Annotated in this window: 18 protein-coding genes; 5 read left to right on the top strand and 13 right to left on the bottom strand. The window is 52.7% G+C overall.

The annotated features are described in order from the left end of the window. Positions 1-163 precede the first annotated feature (163 nt). From ACR64Q_RS08485 to ACR64Q_RS08455, 7 genes are all read right to left on the bottom strand, one after another. Positions 164-508, bottom strand: coding sequence for an FUN14 domain-containing protein (locus tag ACR64Q_RS08485; RefSeq protein ID WP_313734300.1), 345 nt, complete (start codon positions 506-508; stop codon positions 164-166). A 118-nt stretch (positions 509-626) separates the two neighbouring features. Beyond that, positions 627-989 carry a hypothetical protein gene (locus tag ACR64Q_RS08480; protein WP_313734299.1) on the bottom strand — a complete coding sequence of 121 codons (363 nt, stop codon included), beginning with the start codon at positions 987-989 and terminating at the stop codon, positions 627-629. A gap of 200 nt (positions 990-1189) precedes the next feature. After that, on the bottom strand, positions 1190-3313 hold the full coding sequence (locus tag ACR64Q_RS08475; protein ID WP_313734298.1) for a peptidase domain-containing ABC transporter: 2124 nt from the start codon (positions 3311-3313) through the stop codon (positions 1190-1192). Positions 3314-3315: 2 nt separating this feature from the next. Further along, the gene (locus ACR64Q_RS08470) at positions 3316-4563 is read right to left on the bottom strand and encodes an HlyD family secretion protein (protein ID WP_313734297.1); all 1248 of its coding nucleotides are present in this window, start codon (positions 4561-4563) and stop codon (positions 3316-3318) included. A gap of 44 nt (positions 4564-4607) precedes the next feature. Further along, on the bottom strand, positions 4608-5042 hold the full coding sequence (locus ACR64Q_RS08465) for a nitrogen fixation protein (RefSeq protein WP_313734296.1): 435 nt from the start codon (positions 5040-5042) through the stop codon (positions 4608-4610). A 7-nt stretch (positions 5043-5049) separates the two neighbouring features. Next, on the bottom strand, positions 5050-5340 hold the full coding sequence (locus ACR64Q_RS08460; protein WP_313734294.1) for a hypothetical protein: 291 nt from the start codon (positions 5338-5340) through the stop codon (positions 5050-5052). Between the two features lie 30 nt (positions 5341-5370). Next, entirely contained in the window at positions 5371-5556 is a 186-nt protein-coding gene (locus ACR64Q_RS08455) for a hypothetical protein (protein ID WP_313734292.1), read from the bottom strand. A gap of 698 nt (positions 5557-6254) precedes the next feature. Between ACR64Q_RS08455 and ACR64Q_RS08450 the strand changes: the two genes are divergently transcribed. The 5 genes from ACR64Q_RS08450 (at position 6255) to ACR64Q_RS08430 (ending at position 16863) form a co-directional block, all read left to right on the top strand. Beyond that, on the top strand, positions 6255-9572 hold the full coding sequence (locus tag ACR64Q_RS08450) for a bifunctional diguanylate cyclase/phosphodiesterase (protein ID WP_313734291.1): 3318 nt from the start codon (positions 6255-6257) through the stop codon (positions 9570-9572). 224 nt (positions 9573-9796) lie between these two features. Next, on the top strand, positions 9797-10462 hold the full coding sequence (locus tag ACR64Q_RS08445; RefSeq protein WP_205454193.1) for a Crp/Fnr family transcriptional regulator: 666 nt from the start codon (positions 9797-9799) through the stop codon (positions 10460-10462). Positions 10463-10615: 153 nt separating this feature from the next. Further along, positions 10616-14032 carry a TonB-dependent receptor domain-containing protein gene (locus ACR64Q_RS08440; RefSeq protein WP_313734290.1) on the top strand — a complete coding sequence of 1139 codons (3417 nt, stop codon included), beginning with the start codon at positions 10616-10618 and terminating at the stop codon, positions 14030-14032. Positions 14033-14080: 48 nt separating this feature from the next. Further along, a complete protein-coding gene (locus ACR64Q_RS08435) occupies positions 14081-14602 on the top strand; it encodes a hypothetical protein (RefSeq protein WP_205454191.1) in 522 nt (173 codons plus the stop codon). A 107-nt stretch (positions 14603-14709) separates the two neighbouring features. Then, complete coding sequence (locus tag ACR64Q_RS08430; RefSeq protein WP_313734289.1) at positions 14710-16863, top strand: CHASE2 domain-containing protein; 2154 nt, start codon at positions 14710-14712, stop codon at positions 16861-16863. Between the two features lie 77 nt (positions 16864-16940). Here the strand turns inward: ACR64Q_RS08430 and ACR64Q_RS08425 are convergent, their stop codons facing one another. The 6 genes from ACR64Q_RS08425 to ACR64Q_RS08400 form a co-directional block, all read right to left on the bottom strand. Next, the gene (locus ACR64Q_RS08425; RefSeq protein ID WP_313734288.1) at positions 16941-17531 is read right to left on the bottom strand and encodes a PqiC family protein; all 591 of its coding nucleotides are present in this window, start codon (positions 17529-17531) and stop codon (positions 16941-16943) included. 32 nt (positions 17532-17563) lie between these two features. Beyond that, positions 17564-18556 (bottom strand): MlaD family protein, encoded by a 993-nt coding sequence (locus tag ACR64Q_RS08420; RefSeq protein ID WP_020481891.1) that lies wholly within the window; start codon positions 18554-18556, stop codon positions 17564-17566. After that, on the bottom strand, positions 18553-19344 hold the full coding sequence (locus ACR64Q_RS08415) for an ABC transporter ATP-binding protein (RefSeq protein ID WP_313734286.1): 792 nt from the start codon (positions 19342-19344) through the stop codon (positions 18553-18555). The genes ACR64Q_RS08420 and ACR64Q_RS08415 overlap by 4 nt, the downstream gene beginning before the upstream one ends. A 2-nt stretch (positions 19345-19346) precedes the next feature. Then, on the bottom strand, positions 19347-20510 hold the full coding sequence (locus ACR64Q_RS08410) for an MlaE family ABC transporter permease (protein WP_313734285.1): 1164 nt from the start codon (positions 20508-20510) through the stop codon (positions 19347-19349). A 182-nt stretch (positions 20511-20692) separates the two neighbouring features. After that, positions 20693-21688, bottom strand: a complete 996-nt coding sequence (locus ACR64Q_RS08405) for a response regulator (protein ID WP_313734284.1) — start codon at positions 21686-21688, stop codon at positions 20693-20695. Positions 21689-21695: 7 nt separating this feature from the next. Beyond that, positions 21696-25559, bottom strand: coding sequence for a response regulator (locus ACR64Q_RS08400; protein WP_483823305.1), 3864 nt, complete (start codon positions 25557-25559; stop codon positions 21696-21698). Positions 25560-25912 lie beyond the last annotated feature (353 nt).

Raw genomic sequence — 25912 nt, 5'->3', positions numbered from 1 at the left:
AGCTAAGCAAGAAGCCCTTCTCCTTCTGGGAGAAGGTGGGATGGGGAGAATCAAAATAAAGCTTTTTACTCATTTATCTCCCTCACCCTACCCCTCTCCCACGGGGAGAGGGGACCATCTGATCTAAATTTAATGGCAGTGACGCAAGAAAATAAAAACCGCTTTACCCAAGTTTAAATCCCACAAAAAAACCGCCCGCGCCACTAACGCCCCGACTGGTAAACACCGCTAGCCGGTCCAGCAAAAAACTACCGGATTCCTTGGCAACCTCAGCGGCTGAGTTAGCCGCATTTTCCAAGGCCATGTTGTTGATGTTGATCAGGTCATAATATTCGGCAACGAACAAAATCGATACAATCGCCCCGCCCACGAACAAAGCCGTACGTAGCATTTTTTTAGCGAAATAGCCGACCGCCATGCCCAGAATAAACGGTGCGCCTAAATTACCCAGTAAGAAAGCTTCGGAAAAAATATCGTCGGCAGCGTGTGTTTCAATGGCGTTATTCATAAAATCCAGTCGTAAAATGTTTAAATATTTTCGACGATTTTATAGCGAATCCGGTTTGGTTAGGGACGAGGATTATTAACAAGGCTCCCCGGATTTTGCATAACAAGCGCAAACACCATTACGGACACACCCAACCCTGAATGCAGGCATCCATGCAGGCTGGCGTTGAGGTAAACAGGCAAAATTTTTCCATCGGAGTCAAGTCCGGGCTGGTGTTCAAATCCGCCGCTATGATATTTAATTGATCCAGACGACCTAAACTTTTTGCCCTGACTCTGCTGTAGTATTCAGTATTCGGCATATTGGCAATACATGCCTTTAACTCGGCGGCGGTCGCGGACGACAGCAAACAAGTGCGTTCATACTGAGTAATCGAAGGCAGTTTACTGAAGATTTTGTTAATGTCCGCAGGCGCGGCAACAGCCGCAGCGCCGATTAAAGTCATTGTCACTGCGGAGACTATCGATTTAAGCATATTCATAACAGCATTCCTCTGATTTAAACAGGCTTGGAAGCAAAACCTGAATTGATTGAATTGGAGACTGCGGAAGCGTTTTCCACAGGATTCCTCTCCTAACCGGAGCTGTCGTAAACGTAAAATGTAGGTTGGGCAGAGCAAAGCCCAACAAGATCAGAATGTTGGGCTTCATTGCATTCAGCCCAACCTACCTTTTATGACATCTAAGCAGCCTGGGATACATAGTGCTTGTCGCTAAGTGCGGCGATGGCCTGCAAATCAATCACCCTATCCACCGAAGCAATGGTCTCCGGACGATGGGCGATGATGATGCGGGTCAGTTTCAGTTGCTGCACCGCGCCGTTCACCAACTTTTCACGTGCCACATCTAAATGACTGGTGGCTTCGTCCAGCACTAAAATTTTGGGGCGTTTGTATAAGGCCCGGGCCAGCAACACCCGTTGTTTCTGCCCGCCGGACAACACGGTGCCCATGTCACCTATCAGCGTGTTGTAGCCCATGGGCATGGTCATCACATCCTGGTGCACAGCCGCCAGTTGCGCGCAGGTTTCGATCCAGGCTTGATCCGGTTCCGGATCGAAGAAGCAGATATTGTCGGCAATCGAGCCGGCGAACAATTGATCTTCCTGCATGACCGCTGCAACCATATTGCGGTATTCGTGACTATCGATACGATTTAAGCGCACGCCGCCGATCAGGATTTCACCGGCGCTAGGCTGTAACAAACCCAGGATCAATTTGGCCAGTGTGGTTTTGCCGTAACCGGAGGGACCGATAATCGCCACCGACTCGCCTTCCGCAAAGTCTAGGTTCAGATTTTTTAGTACCGGCGGCTCGGACGGTGCGTAACTGAAATCTAGATTGCGGATTTGAATGGATGCCGGCAATTGTTCGTGGCGGGCACCACTAAAATGCTCGTCCTCGGCTTCGGCCAGGGCAATATCGGCGACGCGTTCGGTATGCAAACCCAGCATTTTGAATTCGATACCTTTTTCGATGAAGCTACCGACCCTGTGCGTGAATTGATCTTTAAAGGACATGAAGGCAAACAGCATCCCCACCGAAAAACCTCCATCCAGAATGAACAAAGCGCCCAGCCAAATCACCGCGATGTTTTCCACCCCAAACAACAAGCTGTTCAACGCGCGGTAAATGATATTGAGCTTTTGCACACGGATACCGGCGTTGAAATGATCAACCATCAAATTTTGATAGCCGTGCCGACGTTGCAACTGCCGGTTGAATAACTTCACACTCTGCATGCCACGCACCGTCTCCAACAGATTGGTTTGCTGCTTGGCGGCACGCAGGATTTGTTCTTCGCTGGCTGCCCGCAACGGCGAAAACGAAACCAGGCGCAATAGCCCATACAGCAGCGCGGCCAGGCTGACAATGGCCGCCAACTTCCAGCTGTACACCAGCATCATGCCCAAGGTAACCAATGCCATCACGCCGTCGATGATGGCTTCCAGAAAGCTGGTGGTCAGGGTTCTTTGAATCACGTTTAAGGATTCGAAGCGCGAGACGATGTCGCCCAAATGGCGCTTCTCGAAGAAATTCATCGGCAACTGCAATAAATGCCCGAACAGATTGCTCATCATCTGCAAGTTAACCGAAGTACTCAGCACCAATACCACCCAGGAACGCAGTGCGGTAATACCGATCTGGATCAGGGCCAATAGCAAGAACCCCAAACCCAGCACCGTCAATAAATTCGTGTCCTTAGCAACCACCGCGTTATCCACCACCAGTTGCATAAAAAAAGGCGCTACGATTGCAAACACTTCTATGGCCGCAGCCAATAAAATGATTTGCAAGGTAGCGCTGGAGGCACCGTTTAACTGGCCGATGAGGCGGGATAGCTTGATTTGTTGACGTTCGGTTTTTGCGGTAAAGGCTTGGGTGGGCTGCAATTCCAAGGCGATGCCGGTGAAATGTTTGGACACGTCCGTGTAAGGCAAGTGGACGGTGCCTTTGGCCGGATCGTGTATCTTTGCCACGCCGCGCTTGACCTGAGTCAACACCACGAAATGATTAAAATCCCAATGCAAAATAGCCGGCAAGCTAAGTTTGCTCAGTTCGTTCAAATCTACCCGTACCGGGCGCGAACCCAAATGCAATTGGTTGGCGATCTGGATCAGATGATTCAAGGTCGAGCCTTTCAGCGACAGGGAAAACTTCTGCCGCAGGCTGGCTAAATCGACCCGATGCCCATGAAAATTGGCGACCATCGCCAGGCAGGCCAGACCGCATTCGGCCGCTTCGGTTTGCAGAATTAGCGGGGTTTTTCTGCGGCCGGAAAAGTCGAGGATGTGTTGCATAGTCATGGTTAAACCCGTCCTAGAATGCTGTAAAGAGGATCGAATACCCATTCGATCAGGCGGCGATGATCCAGCCAGATGTCCGCGTCCAGCAGCATGCCGGATTGCAGCGGAATGTCCTGGCGATACGCTTGCACCGCTTGTTTATCGATCTCCACCGTGACCCGGTACACCGGCTCTTGCAACGTCACCGGTAAATCGGCTTCTTTGGGGGTAATCAAGGTTTTGGCAATTTCAACGATACGGCCTTGATGACTGCCGAAACGTTGATAGGGAAAGGCTTGATAACGCACCGATACAGTCTGGCCCTGCTCGACAAAACCCACCGCGCTGGACGGCACCAATAATTGGGCTTGCAATTTGGCGCCCAGCGGCAGAATGGACAGCAAGGGGTTGGCAGTCGTGGCGTTTTGCCCCTGCTCCGCCAGGATCGTGGTGACGGTGCCATCGTGCGGCGCGGTAATCACAATGTTGCGGCGCGATTCGGATTCGGTAATGTTTTGCGCCAAAGTCGAAATATTTCGTTCTATGGCCGCCCGTTGGTTTTTGAATTTCATCTGGCTACTGTCCGCTTCCAGCTGTGCGGAGCGGATGTCGCGCTGCAAAGTCATTTGCACCCGCTGCAAGGCTTGCAACTTAGCTTGGTGATCCAGCCATTCGTCTTGTTTTTGCTGTGCTTGCACCGCCGAAACGAATTTCGTGGTCAATAGTTGTTGATAGCGCTGCGAGGTCGCGGCGGCACCGGCCAGGCGCTGTTGCTGGGTGGCTATCTCAGAATTCACTTGTTGCAATTCGCGCTGCATGCCATGCAGTCTATCCAACACGGAACGATACTGAATCTGATCGATTTGCTCTTGTTTCACCAGCTCGGTTTCCAGGCTTTCCCGCCGCTGTTTCAATTGCTCAATCGCCGCCGCCTGGGCTTGCGGGGTTTCCCGCGAACTGATCTCTGTCGATAACACGAACAAAGTGTCGCCCGCTTTAACGGCCTGCCCTTCGCGTACGTGCTTTTCGATCAAGGTGCCGGCCTGCGGCGCATAAACCTTAATCAAACCCATGCTCGGCGACAAATAACCGTTCACATGAGATTTTCGGGTGTATTCGCCCCAAAAGGCAAAGGCGACCAGCAGCAAAGCGCTGCTGACAGCTAAAGCGGTGAGAAAGGCAAACGACAAGGATTCCACGTGAATAACCTCCCCTAAGGGCTTGTCTTTTTTAAAGTCCAAGGCTTGTTGTCGAAATAACTCATGTTTCATAACGCCGTTTCCTTCTCACCATTTTGACATTCTGACCAAACCCCTCAGAGAACACCGTAGTCGGCCGCCCGCCGCATGTCTTCGGTCGGCTTGAGGTTATTGGTCACCACTTGCGGACATCTAAAACATGCCGAGCGGCCTTCCTGTTGCCACCACCGACAATCGGCACGAATCGCGCAAACCGGCAATTGCTCGGTGACTGTCGGCGTAAAACGCACGACTTTTTCCGCCAGCCGGCATTTGGATTCCGCCTCCGCGTAGTGCCCGCATCCACTGCAAGCACAAGGCGCGGAAAAGCGGAATACTTCCGCCGGACTGACAGGGCCAGCCAATTCGAGCAATTGCTCGGTCACCGGTTGCGGGGCACTCAGATAGGCCATTTCCGGCTTATCCGCGGTGCCGGTCATCACGCCGATGACTTGGGCACCTTCCCATTCCGGCTGCGCGCTGGGACATAACACTGGGTTCTCCAAGGTCATGGCCCTATCAACCCAGCTGGGTTGCTCCTTGCAGGCCGCCCAAGCCCCCGGCCAAACCGCCGGCACTTGGGTTGGTAATGACGTTATTCAATCCTCTAAACTGATCAAACCAGGGGCCACCGGCGATAATCCCTTTATTCAGCACCAAGCTTAACGAGGCTCCGCCGCTAACTTGATCCAGTTGTTCCTGATTCAATTCCACACCGGCAGCCTCGCGGGCTTGCAAAGCGCGTTCTATGCCTTGCGCGGCAAAGACGGATAATTCATCGGCAGAAATTCGAGTGGTTTTGTTTGACATGACAGTTCTCCTAAATAATTTAAAAAAGCCTTATCTCACGACGAGATTGGCTACAACGGTTTTGACGTTGAACGCGCCGGGATTGATGACCGGCCAAAATTTGCGCGGAAATTGGCTTAAATCTTGATCCGAGCCAATCAAGCCGCCGGACACCCGATTTAATTCCTCTGCTGGCAAGACTTTCAGGTCTTGATCGAATTTGGATTTATCAGACATTGTCTTTCTCCTTAATAAAGTTATGAGGCTGGCGCACCGCCGGCCCAACGACTGCGATACCGACAAAATTGCTTGCCAGCCGCATCCCCATCTACCGGTTTGAGAACTAGAGCGGGTATTGATACTTTAGGCGTTCGCCACCCAGGAAAGCTGTGACAAATTCCACTGCGAATCCAGGTAGTTTTTCATTCGACGGGCATTCGTGCAGCTATTGCCGCTACGCTAAACGCGATACTTGGCTGGATGTGTATATTGCGAAACTTTTTCACCGACTAAATTTAAAGATCGTCTTCAGCATCTACAATTATTAATACGGGCCTCAAATGACGTTCGCCTTAATGCCACGGTACTGAGTCTATCGAAAGACCAACCAGCTCAGGCTCCGACAAGCTCAGTCCGAACGAGGCACCAGGGATAAATAGGGCTGATTTGAATGGCAATATCTTTAATGCAAATGACGACGTTTATAGAAACTGGTAGGTTTTCATAGCCGAATTGGTCGGCAGCTGCCGCTTAGGCTTATTCCCGGCCACACTACCCGGGCCGCTTGGACCGCATAAGATGGTATTCCCGGCAAAATACAAGATCGTTTAGAACGACATTGCAAGCCGCTTTTGCTTATTTAAATGCTGCGCAGCATACTGCCCGAAATACGCTGACAAGATCAGTTCATAGCTACAGCCATTGACCAAACAACCATGAAAAACACGCCTTCACCCGCGGAACAAACAGTGTTACCTGAGGCCGTTGCGCCCTCATTTACCCGAGTTTTAATTTCCAATATCGTGGGTTTGGTGATGTTGCTTGGTCTGGCGCTTTTAGTAGGAATGACTTGGCAAAGCGTCACCAGCACCGAGGAAACCACCCGGCGCGAAGTGAAAGAAACCCTGGACCGCGCGACCGAACGCCTGCTGACTTTGATCCGGGCGGCAGAGATGACAGCCGAATCCGCTGAACGTGCCGCGATTGCCCCGGAGGTAACGGGCGCCACTTTACAATCGACACTGGAATATTCACTGGCTGCATTCGAACAGCGCCCGGAATTAAGTTACCTGGGCATCTCCCTGGCGGCGTCAGGCGAATACGGAGCGTTGGAACGCACTGCAAATGGCGAGATTTTACTTTGGCTATTCCCGGGCAACCGCACGGAAGGCCCGCTGGCGCGAAAGTTCATATTGACCGAGCAGGGATTCGTGCTCCATCAACAGCTGCACAACCAACACTACGATCCCCGCAGCGACGCGTTCTACGAAGCCGCTTTGCGCAGTCCAAGCGGCGACACCTGGGTTCCGGCTTACCGCTGGGCGGCACCTTTCACAGGCAATGAGCCCTTGTGGGGCTTCAGCTACGGCAAAGTGCTCAAAGATGCCGGCGGTCGTTTGATCGGCGTTCTGGATGCCGACTTCGACATCCCGGCCTTGAATAGCTTTCTACGCGCCATAGGTACGGAATATCACTCCCAGTTTCAGATCCTTGAGCTGGGAGCCGCTCCGCGCCTAATCGGCGATCCGCTGCAAGTAGGCCGGGCACCACTGCCCTTGCCCGCCGAGTTGAACCCTTTGCTGAATTTCGCCGGCGAATTATTCCTAGACCGCATGCTAGTGGAAGGTGAACAACGCTGGGTTGCCGCCCGGCGCATGCCGCTGAAAGGCGGCATGTCTTGGTTGGTCATTACCTCGCGAAAAGTGTCGTATATCGAGGACATGCTACGGCGCCAGTTATATCAGGTGGGCGGTATGGGCGTAGCAATTACCGCGGGACTGGTGCTGGTCTCGATGCGTATGGCCCGGCGTTTCGGCAAACCGCTGGCGGCGCTGGAGCGCCGGGTCGCCGGCATCAGTCATACCGAGCTGGAAGCCCCGGCGGCGGCCACTTTCGCCACGAACGAATTCCGGGAAACCCAAATTCTGGGTGAAGCACTCGACCACATGGCCGTGGCCGTTAAACAACTGTTGGAAGCCAAAGAACAGCAAGCCGCTTCTCTGGCCTTAAAAGGCGCTATTTTCGACTCTACTCACACCGCAATCTTTAGCCTGGATCACCAACTAGCCGTTATAGAATGGAACGCGGCCGCTGAACGTTTGTTTGGCCTGGCGCGTGAATACATTCTTGGAAAAAACATCACCGATGCTGTGTTCGCTCCTGACGGCCGCGCTGATTGGGCCGAGATCCTCAGCACCACGGATTCCGGCGCGTTTCAATTTCTCGGCACCCAAGGCGTGTTCGACGCGGAATTGCGGGTAGCGGCTTTTAGACGCAACGGCTTGGAAGTCCGTACGTTGTTTCTAAACGACATCTCGGAACGACAACGCGCGGATGCCGCGTTGCGGGAAAGCTTAGCCCGCTTCCACGCTGCAACCCGTGCGACAGGAGATGTCGTGTGGGACTGGGACTTCGCCAGCAACGACATCTGGTGGAGCGAGAACTTTCAAATTGTGTTCGGCTACACCGCTGACGAGATTTTGCCTTCATTCGATTTCTGGGCCCGCCGCATTCACCCCGACGACCGCGACCGCGTGGTAGCACACCTTCAAGCCACAGTAGCCGGCAGCGAGAAAACCTGGTCTGAGGAATACCGTTTTCGGCGCAAGGACGGCAGCTATGCCGACTTGTTTGACCGAGGCCAATTGCTCTGTGACGACACGGGGCGCGGCGTGCGGATGATAGGTGCCATCCAGGACATCACCGCGCGTAAACAGGCCGAATTGCAGATTCGCTATCTGGCCACCTACGACGGCCTGACCGGCCTGCCTAACCGCGACCTGATCCAGGACCGCATCGCTCAAGCCATCGCCCACGCGCGCCGCGCCGGTAGCCAGCTGGCACTGTTATATCTGGATTTGGATCGCTTCAAGGTAGTCAACGACGGCTACGGCCATCCATTCGGCGACGCGGTATTGAAGGTCGCCGCCGAACGGCTAGGCAGCCTGATCAGGGACGGCGATACCGTGTCTCGCCTGGGCGGTGACGAATTTCTGATTTTGCTGACTGATCTAAACAAAGATAGCGATGCCTATTTCCTCGCCCAAAAAGTGGTCCAGAATCTTGATAGTCCACTTCTAGTTCAGGGGCGTAATATCCATTTGTCCGTCAGTATTGGCGTCAGCGTGTTCCCGCAGGACGGCGAAACCGCCGAGGCGCTGATCGACAACGCAGACGTAGCGATGTACCGCGCCAAGGACCTAGGCCGCAACACCTGTCAATTCTTCACCCGCGAGATGAGCGAGGAAACCCTGCGCCGTGTCAATATAGAAACGCGCTTGCGGGAAGCGTTGGCGGCAGGACAGTTTCAGCTGGCCTACCAACCCAAGGTCAACCTGAAAAACGGGCAAATTTCCGGCTGCGAAGCCTTACTGCGCTGGCAACATCCCGAGATGGGTGCGGTCTCTCCAGCCCAGTTCATTCCAATCGCCGAAGACTCCGGGCTTATCGTACCCATAGGCGATTGGGTGTTGCGCGCGGCTTGCGCTCAGGCGAAAGCCTGGACAGACGCCGGTTTGCCGCCGGTCTGTGTGGCGGTCAACATATCCGCACGCCAGTTTCTACAGCAGGATGTGATCAGTTGGGTGATGAATACGCTCCAAGCCACCGGGCTGCCGGCCTCTCAACTCGAACTGGAACTGACCGAGAGTTTGATCGCTGAGGATGTCGAGAAGGTCATCGCCACTTTTAGCCAGCTCCGGAGCGCCGGCGTGAAGCTGTCCATAGACGATTTCGGTACCGGCTATTCCAGCCTCAGCTATTTGAAACGATTTCGTGTAGATACCCTAAAAATTGATCAATCCTTCGTCCGCGACATGCTCACCGACCCGGAAGATGCCACTATTGTCTTGGCGGTGATTGCACTTGCGCACAACCTGGCGTTCAAGGTGATAGCCGAAGGCGTCGAAACCGAACCACACTGCCAATTTCTACGCGAACACCACTGCGACGAGATACAAGGCTATTACTTCAGCAAGCCATTACCGGCATCGGAATTCGAGGCCTTGCTGCGTACTGGCAAACACTTGACATAAGCGGCAGACACTTGGCGGGATGGCTTTTGCAAAGTTGACACCCTCCAATGCGTTGAGCGCTATTCCCACTTTCGCCGCAAAAGTGGTATGTCTGTGATTTAATTGGCCGGCAATGTGTGAAATACTTCACTATCATGACGCAAACTTAGTAAGCTAGGCGTCACATACAAACAGACCGTTATCGAAAGCGGCACTCTACTAAATCAAGCGGTTATAGCCTCATCATGCAAGCAGAAGTCATCGCCAGTCTGAGCAACATTCCCTTTCTCGCCGATTTGCCCGAGGAGGCTTTGGAGGCCTTGGCAGCAAGGGCCAAGGTCATTAAATTCCCGAAAAAGGCGATGATTATCGCCGAGGGCGACCAGACCAGCTCTATGTATGTCATTTTGTCCGGCAAGGTGCGGGTGTTCGGCAGTAACGACAAAGACAAGGAAGTAACCTTATTGATTCAGGAAGCCGGCTCGTATTTCGGCGAATTGGCCTTGCTCAGCGACGAACCCCGTTCCGCCGCCGTGGAAGCCCAGGAAAAAACCGTGTGTGCAGTCATTGCCAAAACCGATTTCATCCACTGGTTGAAACTACACCCCGATGCGGCTATTGCCCTACTTAAAGTATTGGCTGAAAAAGTCAGATTCCTGACCGAGAAAGTCAAACAAATGGCCTTGTCGAATGTTTACGAACGTACCATTAAAGTGCTGCAAGATATGGCGGAAAAAGACGGCGACGTGTATGTGATTCATAACCGCCCGACTCAGCAAGAGCTGGCGACGATGGTGGGTTCGTCTCGGGAAATGATTAACAAGGTGATGAAAGAACTAACCAAAGGCGGTTACATCAGCGTCGACGAAAAAACCCTCAGAATCGAAACCACCCCACCAGCCTCATGGTGAGCTGCGTATAGCGATTATCGACAACACATTATCGCTACTGCACATTGGGCCAATTGACAAAAATAAGAAAATCTAGGGCAAAGTTAATTATTACCTTGATCAGTTAGGGTTTCAGACTTTATCATCCGAAAAAAAACATCTTTCGGAGATAAAATGCGCTGCCTTGTGATTTGCTTCATGGTTTTATTTGCGCCAATGTGTTTGGCGGAAACCGATGCGACCGCGACAAGCTGTAGCGTGGAAAAAGCCGCCAAACTGGTTTCGCTGCAAGGCACCTTGTTTTACGACGCCGGCGCCAAGGGACAATGGCAACCAGCACAGTTGGAGCAAAGCCTTTGTGAAGGCAGTCGAATCCGGATTGAGGCGTATAGCCGCGCATCCTTATTGCTACCCAACGGCATCACGCTGCGCCTTGCCGAGGGCACTGTACTCACTTTAAACGGCATCGCCCCCAATCAAACCACATTGGTGGATTTGCTGAAAGGCTTTGTGCATTTCATCAGCCGCACCCCAAAACAGTTACAAATCACCACTCCGATTGCCAACGCCGGCCCGGAAGGCACCGAGTTTGCGTTACGCGCCGACGATGCCAGCGCCGAACTATGGGTTTACGAAGGCGCCGTGCGCTTTTTCAATACCTACGGCGATATTCATCTAAAGGCCGGAGAAGCCGGAAAAACCTTGCTGGGCCAGGCCCCCCGCGCGCAAATCGATCTTAAACCCGCCGACGCGGTGAATTGGGCCTTGTATTACCCGCCACTATTACCCTATTCCGCGTCCGACGCGCCGTTATCCCCTGCTCTAAGCGCCGCGATGCAGAATTATCGGCAAGGCCGGGTCGATTTGGCGCTCACCGCTTTGGACCGGACGCCGCCGGCTGAACGGTCTTCAGCGTTTTTGAAAGCCCGCGCGGCAATCAGGCTCACAGCCGGGCAAAGCCAGTTGGCGATGCAGGATATTCAAGCCTTGCGCTCCAGCAATGCGAATGACGCGGACGCTTTAGCACTGGAAAGTATTCTGGCGCTGACCCAAAATCGCAAAGCCGACGCGCTGAATCTGGCCGAGCGTGCGGTGACGGTAAATCCGCAATCCGCGACCGCGTACTCAGCGCTATCCTACAGCCAACAAGCCGGATTCGAACTGGAAAAAGCCCTGGCTGCGGCGCAGCATGCCAGTCAGCTAGCGCCTAACGACGCAATGACTTGGGCGCGACTGTCCGAACTGCAACTGGCCCTGGGCTTGCGCTCAGAAAGTGCAGAATCGGCAACCAAGGCTTTTATGCTGGACCCCAATTTGGAAAGAACCCAAACCGTGCAGGGCTTTTCGCATTTATTTCGAGTGGATACTGCCCAAGCCATGCGCCATTTCGAATCCGCCATCCAGCTGGACTCTACAGCGCCGCTGCCGAGACTAGGTTTGGGTCTAACGAAAATCCGTAGCGGCGACTTGGAAGCCGGCCGCCGCGACCTGGAAATTGCCGCTATTCTGGACCCGAACAATTCCTTGTTACGCAGCTATCTGGGCAAAGCCTACTACGAAGAAAAACGCCCGGAGCTGGCTGGCGATCAATTTGACTTGGCGAAGCAACACGATCCGAAAGACCCCACGCCCTATTTTTACGATGCACTGCGCAAGCAATCCTTGAATCGCCCAGTCGAAGCAATGCGAGACATGCAACAGGCTATCGAACTGAACGAAAACCGTGGCGTGTACCGCTCGAAATTGCTGCTGGACGAAGACGCCGCGGCCCGCTCCGCCAACCTAGCCCGTGTTTATAACGATCTGGGCTTTGGCCGGGTGGCGTTGAAGGAAGCCTGGAAGTCCTTGGGGCACGATGCCACCGATCCGTCGGCGCATCGTTTTCTCTCGGATGCTTACGTCGGTCAACCGCGCTACCGCGTCGCCCGCGCCAGCGAGCTGTTGCAGGCGCAACTGCTGCAACCGATCAATATCACCCCGGTACAACCGCAATTGACCGGCGAAAATATTGGCATCCTTAACAGTACCGGGCCAGGTAGCCTATCGGTGAACGAATACGATTCCTTGTACACCGGCAACGGCGCGCATATGGTTTTGAACGGCGCCTATGGCAGCCGCAACACTCTCACCGATAACGCCATCGTCTCCGGCGTGTACGATAAACTATCGATGAGTTTTGGGCAATTTCATTATCAAACCGACGGCTTTCGGCAAAACGACGATTACAAACAAGACATCTACAATGCATTTGCCCAGTATGCCATCACCCAGGATTTGAATGTGCAGGTGGAGTTAAAGACCGAGGATGTCCGAAGTGGGGATACGCCTTTTCGGTTGAATGGCACGCAAGCGCTAAACCAGCGAAATTTGATAGAACAAGACACCGTGCGAGTTGGTGGACATTACCGAATCGACAACCATCAAGACTTACTTTTTTCTTCTTTTTATACGACTTACAACAACCAAATCAACGACCGAATATTAACCGTCGCTGGTCCAATTAGCTTCAACCGTTTCACCGACAATATATTAAACATTAAAAGCTACCAAACAGAGCTTCAGTATATTTTTAATCATGAAGATTTCGACATTACCAGTGGTGCCGGTTATATCAATTCCGAAAATGACACCTTATCCAGAAGCCTGGGAAGAAGAAGCACACCACCTTTTTCCGTAACAACCAGTCCATTATTTACCTTTTCTCGACTTACTGAATGGCAAACAGAGTATTTCAATATTTACAGTTATTTGAAATATAAGCTGTCATCTAACTTAAACACTACTTTAGGTCTAAGTTACGACTCTTACGAAGATGCCACATTTAGAAAGTATCAGTTAAATCCTAAAGTCGGCTTTATTTGGACTCCCACGCAAAACCTGACCTTACGCAGTGCTGCCTTCCGCACCATCAAAAGACCGCTAACTAATAATCAAACTATAGAACCCACGCAGGTAGCGGGCTTCAATCAGTTTTATGATGAGAATAATGGTGCTGCCGCATGGCAATATGCAGCTGGTATTGACTACAAACCCACACATAATCTATTTATGGGAGGGGAAATTATTTGGCGTGACAGCCAGCAAACGATTAACAGTATTTCCTCGCAATTTAGCCGGAATGAAGCCACCCACATGGCTTACCTTTATTGGTCGCCTAGCGATTGGCTAACCTTAAAAAGCGAATATCGCTTCGAAAAATTCAAACGCGAATTTACGAATAGCCTAGACCCATCGAACCCGCGTAGTGTCGCCTCGCATCAGGTGCCTTTGTCCATCAACCTGTTTCATAACTCCGGGCTATTTGCCAAGTTATCCGGCACTTTTGTAGATCAGCATGCCACATCGAGTAGGCTTTTAGCTGGCCTTCCCGCCAATGCGCCAAGATTTACAGGTGACAGCGAGAGTTTTTGGGTTTTCGATGCCCTGCTGGGCTATCGTCTTCCCAATAGATTGGGTACGCTAGCGTTGGAAGGCCGTAATCTGTTCGACAATAACTTTGTTTACCAAAGCGTATTCGACGCCAGCGGCCCCCAACTTAGCCCTTTTATCCCTGAGCGGCAATTGTTCGTCAAATTGAGTTTGTTTTATTAATTTGCCGCCTAATTTCGATCAGGTTTTTTTAAAAACAGGAGAAATATAATGAAAAAAAAGCAAGCGGCGACCATTCTATTAATGAGTACTTTAATCATTGCGTGCGATAAAAAAACCGAACATACCCCGCCAGTAAAACAGAGCCCTTCAGTACCGGCACTGCTAAAACAAACAGCGATAATGGCAGAAGGTATTAATTTTAAAACAGGTCAATCTGTTGTAATTGATTCGCTTACAGGCAAGGAAGTCAAACCTTGCACTAAGTCACCGACGCCAGGCAAAGATGGTGCTGCCGGCAAAGATACTCGACAAAGTAATCAAGCAACCGGAGCTAATAACGGAGACTGCCAAAGCCAAATTCTTAGCGTGGACGAAGCCGTAATGAACGCGATGAAAATTACCGGCCCTGTTGACGGCGTGATTTTAAAGAATAATAAAGAAGTTAAAGCCAAGTTTTTTGTGTCAGTAAAAGCCGTATTCGAAGGTTCATACTGCAACACCTTTTACTTAGGCGGCTATCAATATGAAGTCTGCTACACACAGGAAGAAATCGACGCTGCTTTCCAATAAATAAGCATGTCAAGGCTACCCTGCATATGATTGTTGGTGGACTCGCCTATGCAGTCCACCAAATTCAAAATCCTTTTTAAGCGTATCCCACGACTGGCAAACTCCTTATGGCCCGTCCGTTTCGCATAGTCGTAATTACCGTTCTGGGTTTTTTGCTTAGCACGCTGGTAGATTTAGCTTTCAATACGGAAAGCGAACTGGGCTTAGACACCTTATTCAAAATCCGCGGCCCGCAAGGAACACCCGAACAGGTGGTAATTGTCGCGATGGATGAAGCGTCCGAGACTCACTTGGGCGTGGGTCAAGACTTGACCCGCTGGCGCGAGTTTCATGCAAAATTGCTTGACCAATTGAATCGCCAGGGCGCGAGTTTGATCGTGTTCGATCTACAATTTATCGCCGCTAACCCCAGCGTAGACCCCTTGCTAGCTAATGCAATGCGCGCTGCCGGCAAAGTCTTGATCAATGAATGTGTGCAAAAATTTCGCCGAGGTGTCGAGGACTTTTATGGGCGGGAAGAATGTTCGGACCGCAATAAAATGCCCGCCATTTCCCGCGAAGGCGAACCAGCGACAACCTTATCCGAGCAGTTGATAGTCATGCGCAAACTGTCACCAACGCCGGTGATTACTCAGGCGGCGCTAGATAGTGCGCCGTTTTATCTAATAAACGACTCGGAAAACGCCAGCATTCGCGAGTCCTGGACCTTTTACGATGCGCTCGCCGAAGCACCCAGTCTACCAGTCTTGGCCTGGTTTTATTACCAACAAGCAAGCAGCGCAAATCCCGAAGAACAGCCTTTGTCGGCTTGGTTGACAGCGCAGCGCCGAGCGTGCGCAAGGTCACCCAATCTGGACCAACGCGCCAAGCAATTGATCTGCGCAGGCGACAGCCGTTATCTCAATTACTACGGCCCGCCGCGCACGCTGAGAATGGAATCCTACGCCGATGTTTACGAAGGCAAGGTTAAAGACTTACAAGGCAAAGTGATATTCGTCGGCCGCGCCAACCGCCAATTTTCACCTGGCAAATCGGACTTTTTCCCAACCCCTTATTCCGATTCGCGCACCGGCAAAATGGCCGGCGTGGAGATCATGGCCACGCAATTCGCCAACTTGTTGGAAGATAGTTTTATCGAAATACCTGCGCCGGGCTGGCTAATATCGAGCTTATTCGGCTTGCTGATCGCCCTGTTGCTAGTCGGATTTGCCGGCTGGCCCGGCATCGTCCTCAGCTTGGTGTTTGCCTCGACTTACGCCGGCTCGGCTGTCTGGTTGTTCGGCCAGCGCCATTGGTGGCTGCCGGTCGCCGGGCCAATATTAATTCAATTACCGCTGTCGTGGCTGCTGAGCTTGGCGTGGTCGCGCTACGACTTAATGCGCGAACGCGGGCGCATACTTGAATTCGTCAGTAGAGTGTTTCCGCAATGGGTCGGCGTGTTGCCCGCAGCGCCGGGGCAATGGACGGAAGCCGGTATCGCTGGAACTGAAAAAGATGTCAACGGTTTATGTCTAGCCACCGACATCGAGGGCTACACCACTATCGCCGCCCAACACTCGCCACGAGAAATGTGGGAGTTATTGAATACCTATTACCAAGTGTTAGGGCATCCGGTAGTGTCGCATGACGGTGTGATCGCCGACGTCACTGGCGACGCGATGATGGCAGTGTGGTTCGATGCGCCGGTAAGCAACCAGCACCGCGCCGCCTGCTTGGCAGCATTGGAAATGGCCGCGGCGGTGGAATCGTTTAATCTATCCTCCAGTCTGGCACCACTCGCCACCCGCATCGGTTTGCATGAAGGTGAACTCACGCTGGGCAGCCTGGACGCAGGCAGCTCCAGCCATTACCGGGCCATCGGCGATACGGTCAACATCGCGTCGCGAATTCAAGGTGTTAACAAGTATCTGGGCACCCGGATTCTGGCTTCGCACAGCATCGCCGCCGATTTGGATGACATCGTGACCCGACCGGTGGGCACATTCCGGGTAGTGGGCCGCACGGAACCGGTGACGCTGGTGGAAATCGTCGGACTCAAGCACGGCAGCGATGCCCAACCTAACGAAGTACACTGCATCTTTGCCAATGGCCTGGCAGCCTTCCAGCAAGGCCTGTGGCCGGAATCCAACCGCCTATTTCAAGCAGCACTCGCTCTCGACGCTAACGACGGCCCCAGCCGATTTTATCTGCAAAAAGCTTTGCACTATAGTGAAATGCCGCCGTTGGCATGGAATGGGATCGTGGTGTTGGATAGCAAATAAACCGCAGCAGCGATATCTAAAGCGCTTCCGTTACTCCATGGCGCTTCAGCAGAACAATCAGAGTGTCTTAGCCGCTTTCAACGGCGGGGTCTTGAGCCCAGTCCGGCAATTTCATTCGCCAATTCGATACTAAACCTTGTCAAGCAACGGCTTTGCGCAGCGACACTGGCTTCAGCGCCCTTACCTGCCGCTTCGCTGCACTCAAAGCGTTTGCCGATCACCGCTTCATCGGCTTTTTTCAATTGCCATTGCACGGAGAAGCGGCTTTGGCCGCTGGCGGTTTGATGCAACTCGAGAATATCGAAGCTGATTTGGTAATCGATAGCCTGGCGCGGTGCCCATGGATAGCGAACCACTTGTTCTATGCTCAGTTGCTTGGCTAAAGAAAGCCGCAAAACACGGGCAATATTGTCATCCAGACGTTCGGCCCAGCGATTTTGGTCGTCCAGTTGGTACTGATGTTCGCTCAATGCAGTGATTAGCTGCGGCCGGTCCAAATACGCCGGCAAATGAATCGGGCCCAATCCCAACACAGTATCGGCCGGTAACACGGTAGCCGACGGCGCGGCGGTTTCGGCGCTAAGCATGTAAAACTGAATCGGCTGGCTACTGCAAGCGGTCAGTAACAGCACTGAAAGTAGCATTGGCAAATAAATTATGTGTTTCATATTCATCCGGTTAAATCTGCTAAAAACCCAATCTATTTGCCGTATATCAACGACTCTGGCCGCCGCTCCAACGACTCTGTCAAATCCTTCAAGGAACGTGCGGCATTGCGCATTTCCACTAGGGCTTGCCCAAGTTGCGCATCCGGCGCGGCCATGGTTTCCACTGCGGTCAAAGCATTTTGCGAGCCTTCCATCACCTTGGTCGCGGCATTCAGGCTTTGTTCGGCGGCTTTCAACACCGGCAACAACTCTTTGTTAAAGTCTTGCAAAGTGGTGCGGGTCTCGGTCAGGGCGCTATTGGCATTGGTCATTAACGGCCCGATCTGATCGTTTAGCGAACTCATCAGCCGTTGGGTTTCTTGTAGGGATTTAGCCAGGGCCGCCATCGATTTCTTGGTATCGTCCGACTCCAGCAAGCCATGCATCGAATTCAAGGTATCCGCCATATTTTTGGTAATCTCTTCCAAGGGCAATTGCCGCACTCGGTTGAAGATTTCGTCAGCAGTGTTGCGAATTTCATCGACTGTGGTCGGTACGCTGGGCAGTTCCGGCAGATTCTTGTAATCCAGTTTGACCAGATTGATCGGCTTATCGCTATAAAAATTCAAATCCACATACAGCAAGCCGGTCAGCAAACTCTGGGTCTCCAAACGGCCCTTTAAACCGGCATCGATCATACGTTGAGCATCCTGCATACGCTGTTTTTTACTGTGGCCGCCGGATTGCTGGACCGACAAGTCTTGCAGCAAGGCTGGATCGATTTCGATCACCACCGGTTTGAAAATACGGCCGGTCGCGGAGTCCATCACTAAAGAAATTTCGTTGACGTTGCCGATCTGCACGCCTTGTAACTTGACCGGCGCGCCGACGTTCAAACCGTTTAACGCGGAATCGAAAAAAATCACGAAGCGTTTTTTGTCCTTAAAAAAATCACTACCGCCAAAGATCATCACCCCCGCAGTCAGCAGGATCAACGCGCCGACCAAAAACGCGCCGATGGCGAGTGGATTGGCTTGTTTGCTCACGCCGGACTCCTCATGTGTCGATGATTACTATTTTTCTCGGTTTGGTCGCCGCGATTTAAAAATCGAATCACGTTGGGGTGTTTGGATTCATGCAACAATTTTTGCGGCGAGCCACCGTCGATATTGGTGCGGGTTTCCGCATCCAGAAACACCGAATTGTTACCAATCGCGAAAATACTGTCCAGATCGTGGGTCACCACCACGATGGTGGCCGACAACGCGCTACTCAAGCTCAAAATCAGATCGTCAAGTAGTTTGGCGGTGATCGGGTCCAAGCCGGCCGACGGTTCGTCGAAGAACAGAATCTCCGGGTCCAGGGCCATCGCCCGCGCCAAGCCGGCGCGCTTTTGCATGCCGCCGCTGAGCTCGGAGGGATAATAATCTTCAAATCCGGCCAATCCGACCAGTGCGAGCTTATAGGACACGATCTCCCGCACTTTTCTTGGCGGCAATTGAGTGGCTTCGGTGATCGGCAGCGCAACGTTTTCGGCTAAGGTCATGGAACTAAGTAAGGCGCCGCTTTGGAATAATACGCCCGTACGTGCCAAAATTTGTTGGCGGGCTTTGGGGTTGGCTTGCCACAGCCCTTGCTCGCCATAACAAACATCGCCTTTTGCCGGCGATTTCAAGCCTATCATATGCCGCAACAAGGTGGTTTTACCGCAGCCATTACCGCCCATGATGATGAAAACATCGCCGCGATTGATCGTAAAATTCAGATCGCGCTGGATCACGAAATCGCCGTAAGTCATCGTCAAATCTTTTACGGTAATGCAGGCTTCGGCCATCGTCAAATCCCCAGCCGGTTGCAGATGATGGTCATCACCGAGTCGGCCACCACGATAAACACGATGGCCGTCACCACCGCAGAAGTGCCGGCATCGCCGACCGCCGAGGCGCTGCGGCCGCACTGCATACCGCGCATACAACCCGACAGCGCGATCAAAATCCCGAACACCGAACACTTCACAAAGCCGATTATAAAATCCTTCATCTTAACGGCATGGGCAGTGCGGTCCAGATACTCGGTCAACGACACATCGAAAAAATTAACCGTCACAAAGCCGCCGCCGATGATGCCCATCAAGTCGGCGTAAAGACACAAAAGCGGCATGATGATGATCAAGGCCAACATGCGCGGTAACACCAGAAACGCCATCGGATCCAGGTTCATGGTTTTTAATGCGTCGATTTCGCTGTTGACGTGCATCGTGCCGATCTGCGCGGCATAGGCGGCGCCGGTGCGGCCTGACATAATGATTGCGGTCATCAAGCCGCCCATTTCCCGGGTCATGCCCAAACTAACCAGGTTGGCGATGTAAATTTGCGCGCCGAATAAAGACAATTGCACCGCACCGACGAAAGCCAGAATCAAACCCACCAACAAGCTGATCAACGTAACAATCGGCAACGCCGATGGTCCGCATTCTTGAATATAAAGCCATAAATCCTGGCGGCGAAAATGCGCTTGACCCCGCATGGTGGCGAAAGTGCTGATGATCATTTCGCCGACAAAGATCAACATCTCCTTGCCATGCTGAACCGCTTTGCCGGTGCTGACTACTAAAGCCTGCGACCAGGAAGTCTGAGTTTGGTCACGGTGCGCATCGACTCGCTCCGGCACGGCGGAAACCAGCGTCAATAAGCCCTGAATCGAGGTTGGCAGGGTAGATTTATCGACCGCGACAACTTTTTGCGAAGCGTAGTCAATCAGTTTGATTAACTCTGTGACCAGCATGCTGTCCCAACGCCTCAGGGCCTCGGTCGAGAAGACGATTTTTTCGATAGTATTGGTTTCAATCTGCGCCAATACCGGTTCCAGCGGGGGTAATTGCGCATCCAGCACCCAGTCTCCGTATAGCGCAATTTCCAAGGCCTTTGCCTGACGAATCGCGCTGATGGCACAAGTTGGAGCACTATTGGTGGTTGGCGGTAGGATCTTTGAATTTTTCATCCCTGTTGATACTAATAAAACTTAGCCACAAGTATGCGCAGAACGCCGACGCATGGCAATAGCCGACAGATAAGTATTTTTAGCGCAACACTCCTAAAAATAGCCTGATGCAACTGCTTTAACTGAATGCCCCCGCATGCTCAAAATCGGCATGTCGGCAGCGCAAAGCTTATCAGTACCTATCAAATTTTCGCCAATTCGCGAATTTCCCAGTCGGCCTTGATTTGCAAAATTTGCGGTTGGATATCCAGAAAACAGGCCACCATCGCCGGATCGAAATGCTGCCCGGCACCGTCGCGGATAGTCGCGACCGCCTTCTCGACCGGCCAAGCTTCCTTATAGGGCCGGCGCATGGTCAATGCGTCGAACACATCGGCCACTCCGACAATACGCACCGATTCGGGAATGCTTAGGCCCGCCAGCCCATTTGGGTAGCCGGTCCCATCCCATTTTTCGTGATGCGACAAGGCCACTTCGGCCGCCAGTTTAAAAATCGGTGCATCGCTTTTCGACAGGATATCGTAACCAATCTGGCAGTGCCGACGCATGATTCGCCATTCGTCTTCATCCAGCGCCCCCGGTTTACTCAGTACCGCATCGGGCACGCCGATTTTGCCGGTATCATGCATCGTCGCGGCAAACTCCAGCAATTCGGCGTCGGCACAAGTCCAGCCGACATTTAAGGCCAAGGCTTTAGCATAAGCGGCCATCCGCCAAATATGTACCCCGGTGTCGTTGTCGTTATAATGTCCGGCTTCGCCCAGCATATAGATTGCATCGCGGTGGCTTTTTTCCAATTGCGTGGCTCTCACTAGCGACAAATGAGTTTTCACCCGCGCGCGCACCAGACTGGGCACCACCGGCTTACTCAAGTAATCTACGCAACCCACCGCAAACCCCTGCTCCTCATCACCCAACTCAGATAAAGCGGTGACGAATATGACCGGGATGGTTTCGGTGGCCGGATCGGCTTTCAAAGCCCGACATACGTGGTAGCCGTCCATATCAGGCATCTGGATGTCCAACAAAATTAAACTCGGCCTATGCTTGGCAACCGCCAGCAGAGTTTCCTGACCGTTACGCGCAAACACCAAATGATATGTAGGCTCGAGAATTTCGCGGAGTATCGCCAAATTCGCGGGTTCGTCATCCACGATCAAAATAGGATTATTAGGCATGGGTATTTTACTGAGTTGGTATATCGAGCTGGTTTATTAACGCCAAAGCTAAGCTTTCAGCTTCCCGAAAATTATAGTCGCGAATTTGCGTAGCGAGCGGCGCCAATAAATCGGCGTCAACCAAGCCCTCCAGTTTAACCATTACGCGTTCGGCATGACCTGGGTTGTCTTCATCCATCGCCGTTAATAGTTCGCCCAGCAAGAATTTGGCCCCACCCAGCGCTTCGGCTTGGGTGTGATGATCAAGCGCTGATATTGTGTTTCGGCTTAAGTTGCCGATGCTGCTGATAACCACGTCAAGCGCCTGTTGCAGCGCTGCGGAGGCCGCAGCTAGAGGCTCACCGCGATTCAAGGCCGTTTCCAGTTCGGCGCTGCGTTTGGCTACATCCGTCAGTGCCAAACCATAAGCCGCGCCTTTTAGCTTGTGCGCCAAGGCCGCTACCTCGGTAAGCTTCCCTTGCTCTGCTGCAGCACTGATTTCCTGTCCGGCAGCGCGATACTGATCAACAAAGCATGTTAGATAGGATTGATATAGATCAAGCTTATGCCACATTTTTAGGCCGGCGTTAACATCGATTCCTGGCCAATCGTCTTGGCCTGGATTTGTCGGCGCAATCAAAGGGACGGATTGGTCGCTGGAAATTACCTCGTCACGCCGATCACCGGATGCAGGCCGCGTAAGTCCGAGAGGCGATTTTCTTCCTGTCCAACGCGTGATCAAAGCCAGCATTTGCGGTACGTTAAAGGGCTTGGCGATAAAATCGTTCATACCCGCTTCCAGCGCTGCATCCTGCAAGTTTTTAAATGCGCCGGCCGTGAGTGCCAGGATGGGCAAATCAGACCACGTCGGGTTTTCGCGTATCCGCCGAGTGGCGGCATAACCGTCCATGCGCGGCATTTGCACATCCATCAACACCAAATCCACTGCGTCAGGATGTCCAAACAGCCAATCCACGGCGTCTTGACCGTCGCTTGCTAAACTGACTTGCGCCCCCTCGGACTCCAAAATGCGCCTGGCCACTTCGCGATTGATGTCGCTATCGTCCACTACCAATATCCGCAAACCTTGAATCCGCGTGCCCGCCGAATTAGGCGATGTATCCGGCGCGGCTAACGGCAACGGTGGCTGCGGCGCTTTTGACAATACCGCCGCGACAGCGTTATACAATGCTGAGGGCGTTACCGGTTTACTTAATATCCCATCGACATGATTCATGTCGGCATGAGCTGCCAGCCGTTCACGGGAATAGGACGCGCTGATCATCAGAATAATGGCTATTTGCGGCTGATCGAGCTCAACAGCGGACAGAGACGCGCGGATAGCTTCGGCTGCGCTGATGCCGTCGGCTCCCGGCATGGGCCAATCCAGCAATACCACATCATAGGGAGCGGCGCTCTCAAGACTGGCTAACAGCTCGACGATTGCCGCCTGGCCCGAAGCGACCAGAGTGGTATCCCAATCAAGACCCCGCGCCGACATATGCACCGCTTCGCGCGTATTCTCGCAGTCATCGACCACCAGTAATTTCAAATTGTGCAAGGGCGGGATGGCTTGCGTCTGATTGAAATCCAGGTGGCACTGCAAGCGCAGCACAAACCAAAACTCGCTGCCTTGGCCGGCGACACTGCTTACCCGTAACTCGCCACCCATCAAATCCACCAGCTGACGACAAATTGTCAAGCCAAGGCCGGAGCCGCCAAAGCGGCGACTGATCGTATTGTCTGCCTGGGTAAAGGCGGCAAACACATCATCCAGTTGCGGTTCTGAAATACCGATTCCGGTGTCGCGCACGGCAAAACGCACCGCCACCGTATCGCCGTTTTGCCAGTCATCGACAGTAACCCGCAACACGACCTCGCCGCGTTCGGTAAATTTAATCGCGTTGCCGAGTAAGTTGATCAAGACTTGCTGGATACGCAAGCCATCGCCAATTAGGGCATCGATACCCGCCGGCGGGATGATGATCAATTCCAGATTTTTGTGGTCGGCCGATGCCGTCATCAATGCCGCGAGGTGATCGAACATATCGCTGAGCCGGAAAGGTAGGTTTTCGATTTCCAGGCGTCCGGCTTCGATTTTGGAAAAGTCCAGAATATCGTTAATGATCGCTAACAAGGAGCGCCCGGCATCGCGAATTTTCCTCACCAAACTGCGTTCTTCTTCGTTCAGGGCGTGCTGTTCCAGTAAATAACAAAAGCCCAGTACCGCATTCATGGGCGTGCGGATTTCGTGGCTCATATTCGCCACAAAACTGCTTTTTACCCGCGTCAAACGCTCTGCGCGCTGCAATGCTTGGTTGAGTTCTTCGGTACGTTGTTCGACCAAGTTTTGCAAATGATCCCGATATTGCAGCAGTTCCATCTCTTGTTTTTTACGCACGCTGATGTCCTGTACCGTGGCAACCCGGTACATCACCTTTTGCTCGGCATTTTTAACGCTGACCAAATCCACCGCCACATCAAACTCAGAGCCATCCTGGCGTCGATAAACCGATTCGTAGCGTATTTTGCCGAATTGGTCGGCTTCATGGAGATGGCGTCGGGCCGACTCGACGTGTTCAGGCGCATACAGGGACAGAATCAATTGACCTTCAAACTGATCGGCGTTGTCGTAACCCAACATGTCGGCGAAGGCCGGATTGCAGGTCACTAGACGCCCCGTCTCGGGATTGCCTATGGCTATGCCATGCCCGCAATAGCGGAAAGCATCGATCCAACGCTGCTTTTCGGCGGCCGCGCGTTTGGCCTCGGTGATGTCTTGCACTGTCCCAATTAAACGCAAGGGTTGACCATCGGCCGTGGTCTCCAGTTTGGCTTTGGACAACACCCAACGCTGCTGGCCTTGCGCGGTGCAAATACGGTATTCCAAACCGTTACCGCTATTGCCCGCCAAACAGTCCTGATGCCAGGCGCTTCTGGCTGCACGATCATCGGGATGCACGGTATCCAGTAGCTGTTCCATGGATAAAGCTTGATCGGTTTCGGGTGATAGGCCAAACAGCCGGAAGGTTTCCTCGCTCCACATCGCTTGCCCGCCCGGTAGGTAGCGGACCCACGAACCAATATGAGCGACGGCCTGAGAATCTGCCAACAACCGTTCTTTTTCTATCAGGCTTTGTTCGATTTGCCGGCGTTCGGTGATGTCTAAGACAATACCTCGATAGAGTAGCGGCCGACCTTTCTCATCCAATTCTGGTTGCCCACGCGACATTAGCCAGCGCTCCCGGCCGTCAACGAGTTCGGCAAGCCGCCATTCCACGTTCAACTCGATATTTTGCTGTACCGCTTGGTGAATTGCCGCTTGCGCGATGGCGCGATCATCCGGATGCACAGTGGACAGCCAGACGTCGTAGCAGGCTTGGCAAGAAAACGGTTCCAAGCCGTACAAGCGCCATAGACCTTCATCCCATCGATTTTCGTTGGTCTGTAAATTCCACTCCCAGATACCGGCGTTAGCAGCGCGTAGCGCTTGGTTCAAACGCCGGTGATTAACATCCGATTCCAAACTGGCCATTCGCTGCAACTCAGCTCTGGAGCGGCGCAATTGTTCGAAAGCCAGATTAAACGACAGCCCCATCAAGGCAAAAATAGCCGTGGAATAGTAATAGCGCACGTCCGCAATGTTAAAACTTCCCTCAGGCGGGATAAAAAAATAGATTCCAATAGAAACGGCGATGGCTGTTGCAATTAGACCGCTAAGTAACCCTCCCAAGTAGGCACTTAAAAATACCGCCGGGTAAAACAATATCCAGGTCAGTGGCGACAGTGCGGACCATAACGACCATTGCAGTAAACCGGCGGCGATAGGAATCGCCAAAGACAGGACCGAAGTCGAGTTTATTGGCAACTGGCGGAAGCGGATGTTAAGCATGACGATGAAACTGCCGGCAATCTGCACTTGCGGACTGCAAACAACGCCAGAACTTATACATGCAAAACCATGCTGACAGTCACTCTATTGCCGATGACACGGTAATGCAGGTTGTCAGATGCCAAGCTGTTGGCTTTTAACGATATCGCTGCGGCGCGATGGCGGGGGTTCTTGATGTCAAGGAAACTCTGAACGCGCTGATTATGTTCGTGGTTCGCCAAGCCTGTTATGAGTTCGTCGAAGGAGTTAATCCGAGCATCCTCACGCAAAAAAAAACCGCAAGGAGCGTGCAGTGTGTCTAGCGGCTGTCGTGCAGTGCTGGCAGTCGGGGTTTTAGACCCCGCGTTTTGCAC

It is taken from the genome of Methylomonas sp. 2F7, from assembly GCF_057126975.1.
The sequence above is the reverse complement of the archived record's forward strand: the minus strand, read 5'-3'. Positions and strand labels throughout refer to the sequence as shown.